The sequence below is a fragment of the Rhizobium sp. SVR5-2C genome (assembly GCF_056755115.1).
Map to the genome: position 1 here is coordinate 1 of NZ_JBNDHT010000253.1, position 4,406 is coordinate 4,406.

Genomic DNA, 4,406 nt, shown 5'->3' on the forward strand with positions numbered 1-4,406 from the left:
ATGCCGTACTGTTCCGAGCGCGCGAGCGTATTGTCCATCAGCGCACGGAGTTGGTGAATGCTCTGCGCGCGGTACTCTACGAATACGGTCACATCGTTCCACAGGGGCTCGTCCAGCTCAAGCGCATCGAGGCAATCCTGGCCGAGCGGGACAGTGACCTTCCCATGCTTGTCCGTGAGGAATGCCGGGACCTTCTGGCGCAGATCGCAGAGAAGACGGCCCGAATAGCGGCGAAGACGAGGAAGGCCAGGGAACTGGCCGGGGGAACCAACATGGCGCGTCGGCTGCAAACCATGCCGGGGGTTGGCCATTGACCGCACTGGCCGTTGAGGCCTTCGCGCCGAAAATGGCGACCTTCGCGCGCGGCCGGGACTTTGCGGCATAGCTGGGCCTTGTGCCACGGCAACACTCGTCGGGTGGCAAGGAACGGCTTGGACGTGTTTCGAAGGCCGGGCAGGTCGATATCCGTCGGCTTCTAATCATTGGGGCGATGTCGCGTCTGAACTGGCGTGGGCGCAGATCGATTGATGAAGGTTCGTGGTTGGCGCGGATGCTGGCAAGGAAACCGAGGATGCTGGTCGCGACCGGCCAGCGGCTTCTGACAATGCCGCAAATCAAAAGGCCTGACAGAAGACCGCACTCGATCACACGCTCATAAAGTTAGAAACTACTTGCATCAAGGGCGGCAACCACAGAAGACCTTTGTGGGACCTCTGCTCGACCATTCGCATGATCTCACGCGTCGCCGCGCCAAAGCGGAGTTTGGGGGTAATGATCCGCTTGGGTGCCAGGCCTTGTTTCTTCAGCAGTCTCCGGAGCAATTGCTTGGCAGCGTTGGTATCTCATGCGCCTTGGACGATTTCATCGAAGACGTACCCGTCCCGCTCCACGGCACGCCAGAGCCAGTGTTTTCTGCCGAAATGGAAATCACCACCTCGTCTAGATGCCAAATGTCTGGGCCGAAGGCTGCCTGCGACGAAGTGCTTTGCGTAATAGGTCCTAATTTCCCGGTTGCCCGATCGTTTCATACGAGACGGGGATCCCGCGCCCCAGCAGCATTTCCTCGAGAAGACGCAGGCTCAGCGGAAACCGAACTAGAGCCATACCGCATGGGCGATGATGGATGGCGGAAAACGATGGTTCTTTTCGCTGAGCGTTAGTTGGTCATGCCAACCGGTTATCATGGAACCGTCAAGCCACGACAAGGTGACATCATCCCCTCCAGACGGGGGCTGCGATCTCGAAGCCGGCGCATGGCGGGCCGCAGCTCTACGCCGCCGCCTGCGATCCAAAGTCCGGTTTCCCTTAAGCCGCGCGATGAGATTGGAGCGCTCTTGGGACATCAGCGACCACGAAGAATTACGAAACTTTCGGCTTGCGCGCGAGCTTGATAGTATCAAATAAGCTGATAGAAAAATATTTGAAGTGAAGCCATAACAGATGAAACCGAACTTTCTCACCGTAACCTCCGAAACCGGCGCTTTGGTGCTTAGGGGCCTGGCTTCTCCAGTCCGCATGGACATCCTCCAACTGCTGCACGATAGAGGCAAACTAAACGTCAACGAAATCAGCAGGGCTTTGGGGTTGCCGCAATCGACAATTGCAACGAACATTCAAATATTGGAGCAGGCTGGCCTAATTGAATCCTATTCGATAAAAGCTCGGAAAGGTCATCAGAAGATTTGCTCCGCAAAATATGAGGAGATCATTTTCCAGTTTCAGGTAAACTCGCAAGAGCGTCAAAATAATAAGGTCGAGGTGGCGATGCCACTTGGCCTCTTTACCGGATTTGAGGTGAGCGCTCCGTGCGGCCTTTGTTCGAGGGACGGCGTCATCGGACTTTTGGATGTCCCAAATTTTTTTCTCGATCCCGGCAGAATGCAGGCAGGCTTGCTCTGGTTCGGCCGAGGTTACGTCGAATATAAGTTTCCAAACAATGCTAAACTACTGAACTCCCGTGTTGACATCCTTGAATTCTCGATGGAGTTGTCGTCCGAGGTTCCCGGCACCAATCCAGACTGGCCCTCTGACATTACGCTATGGGTCAATGACCATCGTGTCGGCACCTGGACGTCGCCAGGCGACTTCGGCGACAAGCGCGGAGTCTTCACGCCTCTCTGGTGGAAGCTGGAAGGCTCCCAGTATGGCAAGCTCAAGACGTGGCGCATCAACAAGAGCGGATCCTACATCGATGGAATCCGAATATCAGAGATGACGATTGAAGATCTAGCTCTGTTCGAGCACCATTCAATCCGGATGAAGATCGGCATCGAGCCCAACGCGCGACATCCAGGCGGCGTAAATATATTTGGCCGAGGGTTTGGAAACTACGACCAGGATATTGTGATGCGTCTTTATCTCGAGCATTAACGATTGTCCGAGAGGGAAGATGCAAGACGGACGACTGTCCAGGAAGCCGGCGAGACGGTGATCCGAATGTCACCATTGGTCCCTTCAATCGCATCGAAGTTGATCGGCTTTACCTCGTCTGGCCTTCCCTTCGTATTGACGGCAAGCAGATCTGGATGGTGCAGCTGATGCGCACGCTGTTTCCTCAAGGTCCCGAACCCAGTTGCGTGGAGGCTGATGCCGATTTCTTCTGATAAGTGCCTATTCAGGATGAACAGTGTCACCGTTCCGTCGCTCTGCGAATGAACGGCGGAGAATTTCAAATACGGAACTTCGTCAATAGTGTCATAGAGCTCTTCCGTATGAGTGGGATCGTAGTATCGGGTTGCGTATGTGGGCGATTCGACATGGGCGTTTAGGACACGGCCTCTGCCGAGATTGCTGAAATCGGCGAACGGCCAAAAGATCGTCTGCCGCCAGGCGGGACCGCCCGTTTCAGTCATAATCGGTGCGATCGCGTTGACTAATTGGGCAAGGCAGCCCGCCTTCACGCGATCGGCGTGATTGAGCAGCGAGATGCAGGCGCCGCCGAAGACGAGAGCGTCCTGCATGTTATACTGCTCCTCAAGGATGCTGGGCGCGACCGGCCAGCCGCTCTGCACTCTGTTCTTTTCGCCGCGACGGGTTCGATACCAGACGTTCCATTCGTCGAAACTCAGCATGATCCGCTTCCGCGATCTGCGGCGCGCCGCTACTGCGTCTGCAATGGCGACGACCTCTTCGATGAAGCTGTCCATCAGATCTGGGCTGGCAAGGAAGGATGGCGTGTCGTCGGCGTAGTTGTTGAAATAGGTATGCAAGGAAATGAACTCGACGTGGTCGAAAGTGTGCTCGAGCACGACCCGTTCCCATTCGCCGAAGGTCGCCATCTTTCGCCCGGACGAGCCGCAGGCGGCCAGTTCGATCGTCGGGTCGGTGAGTTTCATCAGTTTTGCCGCTTCGACGGCGATATGGCCATATTCCTCCGCGGTCTTGGCACCCATCTGCCAGGCGCCGTCCATCTCATTACCGAGGCACCAGAACTTCACACCATGCGGTTTCTCCCAACCATGCTCGCGACGCAAATCGGAAAGAAATGTTCCCGACGGATGGTTGCAGTATTCGAGATAGTGACGCGCCTCGTCCGGCCCGCGCGTGCCGAGATTGACCGCCAGCATCGGCTCGATGTCGGCAAGCATGCACCAATCCAGGAATTCGTTCGTGCCGAACTCATTCGTCTCGATGGATTTCCAGGCAAGGTCGAGCCGGCGCGGCCGCTTTCCCACCGGACCGACACCCTCTTCCCAGTTGTATCCGGATACGAAATTGCCGCCCGGATAACGCATGATGGTGGGCGCAAGCTCGCGCACCAGGTCGAGAACATCCCTGCGAAAACCTTTCTCGTCAGCGTTTGGATGCCCCGGCTCGAAGATGCCGCCATAGACGCAGCGGCCGAGGTGCTCGACGAAGGCGCCGAACAGGCGCCTGTCGGTTTCTCCGATGATGAAGTCTCTGTCGAAACGCACTTTAGCTGTGAGCATGAGACGATACCGATCTTAGGTTGAACAACTGAGGGATGATCATGCCGCCCCTATTCGAGGTGGACAGGATTCAGAGGAGCGCGGTCGTGCGACGGGGCATCGCGCGCTTGTCGCGTTGCGACACTGGAGCCGGTGAGTACGCCTTTTCCCAAAGGATCGGGCGAGAGCACTGAACTCTTGAGCAGTTGCGAATAGGGATGTGTGGGATTGTCGAGCACTTCCCTGGCGGAGCCGCTTTCGACCACCTGCCCCTTCTGCATGATCATGATGCGATCGCTGATGGAGTAGGCGGTAGCGAGATCGTGGGTGATGTAGATGATCGAGACCTTTAGGTCGTCGCGCAGGGTCTTGAACAAGTTGACGATGGACATCCGGAGCGAGGCATCCACCATTGATACCGGTTCGTCGGCCAGGATGAGCGAAGGCCCCGATATCAAAGCCCGGGCGACGGCAACGCGCTGAAGCTGGCCGCCGGAC

3 protein-coding genes and 2 pseudogenes are annotated in these 4,406 nt (G+C 56.7%); 2 read left to right on the plus strand and 3 right to left on the minus strand.

The window, feature by feature from the left end:
• Window positions 1-583 (plus strand): annotated as a pseudogene (locus ACPYOI_RS35110) (transposase); the annotation flags it as partial.
• Window positions 584-695: 112 nt separating this feature from the next.
• Here the strand turns inward: ACPYOI_RS35110 and ACPYOI_RS35115 are convergent.
• Window positions 696-1,184, minus strand: a pseudogene (locus ACPYOI_RS35115) (IS6 family transposase); the annotation flags it as partial.
• Between the two features lie 256 nt (window positions 1,185-1,440).
• Here ACPYOI_RS35115 and ACPYOI_RS35120 point away from each other — a divergent pair.
• Window positions 1,441-2,370 carry an ArsR/SmtB family transcription factor gene (locus ACPYOI_RS35120; protein WP_481416492.1) on the plus strand — a complete coding sequence of 310 codons (930 nt, stop codon included), beginning with the start codon at window positions 1,441-1,443 and terminating at the stop codon, window positions 2,368-2,370.
• On the opposite strand, the gene arfA is transcribed toward ACPYOI_RS35120, so the two are convergent.
• Entirely contained in the window at window positions 2,367-3,929 is a 1,563-nt protein-coding gene (gene arfA / locus ACPYOI_RS35125) for an arabinosylfuranosidase ArfA (protein WP_168833128.1), read from the minus strand. The two genes, ACPYOI_RS35120 and arfA, sit on opposite strands and share 4 nt — an antisense overlap.
• Before the next feature lie 50 nt (window positions 3,930-3,979).
• The coding region (locus tag ACPYOI_RS35130) for an ABC transporter ATP-binding protein (protein ID WP_481424068.1) at window positions 3,980-4,406 on the minus strand (427 nt) is incomplete at its 5' end.

Coding starts and splice junctions, on each gene's coding strand:
- arfA (WP_168833128.1), bottom strand. CDS start 3,929: ATGCTCACAGCTAAAGTGCGTTTCGACAGAGACTTCATCATCGGAGAA.
- ACPYOI_RS35120 (WP_481416492.1), top strand. CDS start 1,441: ATGAAACCGAACTTTCTCACCGTAACCTCCGAAACCGGCGCTTTGGTG.